Here is a 934-nt window from a genome sequence, read left to right as displayed (position 1 = left end):
GATCGCCATGCGCGCGCCGTTCTCGTTGTCCTTGCCCAGGTGAGCAATGCCGCCGCTGGTGGGGCCGACGTGACCGATCTTGACGACCAGCTCTTGCGCTTGCAGCGAACCAGCCAGCAGGCCGGTGGCCGCTGCGACGATCAGATTCATTCGGAACTTCATGAACTCAGTCTCCAAAAGGATGGAAGGAACAGCGACGAACTGCCGGAATGGCACAAGGAGGACGTACGGGCACACGTCGTTCATTCGCTCGCAGCAAAAACTGCCCGAAACCCACCGGTGGCGGCACATGTGCCACCACCGCCAGAACTCTTCATTCGCCCAGGTAAGCCGCCCGCACCTTCGGGTCATTGAGCAGCACCTTGGCGTCACCGTTCATCGTGACCTCGCCCGACTCCATCACGTAGCCGCGGTTGGCCAGCGCCAGTGCGCGGCTGGCGTTCTGCTCCACCAGCAGCACCGTCACGCCCTGGCCGTGGATGGTCTCGACCACTTCGAAGATCTTGTCGACCATGATCGGGCTCAGGCCCATGCTTGGCTCGTCGAGCAGCAGCACCTTCGGCTTGGCCATCAGCGCGCGGCCCATCGCCAGCATCTGCTGCTCGCCGCCGCTCATCGTGCCGGCCAGTTGCAGTGCCCGCTCCTTCAGGCGCGGGAAGATGCCGAACACCTTGTCGATGTCCGCCTCGATCTCGCCGTCGTTGCGCGTGTAGGCGCCCATCAGCAGGTTCTCGGTGATTGTCATGCGGGTGAACGTGCCCCGGCCTTCCGGCACCATCACCAGGCCCTGGCGCGCCAGGTCCCATGCGCCCTGCCCCTTGATCGACTTGCCCAGGTATTCGATCTCGCCCTGCGCCACCGGCTGCAGGCCCGTCACCGCCTTGAGCGTCGTCGTCTTGCCCGCGCCGTTGGCTCCGATCAGGCTCACCAGCTC

1 protein-coding gene and 1 pseudogene are annotated in these 934 nt (G+C 64.8%); both read right to left on the bottom strand.

Translation table 11 applies throughout. The annotated features are described in order from the left end of the window. Positions 1-162, bottom strand: a pseudogene (locus AACH00_RS19815) (branched-chain amino acid ABC transporter substrate-binding protein); the annotation flags it as partial. 151 nt (positions 163-313) lie between these two features. Further along, positions 314-934: ABC transporter ATP-binding protein (locus AACH00_RS19810; protein WP_341400885.1), on the bottom strand; the 621-nt coding region annotated here is incomplete at its 5' end.

This window comes from Ideonella margarita, from assembly GCF_038066635.1.
GTDB classification, from domain to species: domain Bacteria; phylum Pseudomonadota; class Gammaproteobacteria; order Burkholderiales; family Burkholderiaceae_C; genus Ideonella; species Ideonella margarita.
The sequence above is the reverse complement of the archived record's forward strand: the minus strand, read 5'-3'. Positions and strand labels throughout refer to the sequence as shown.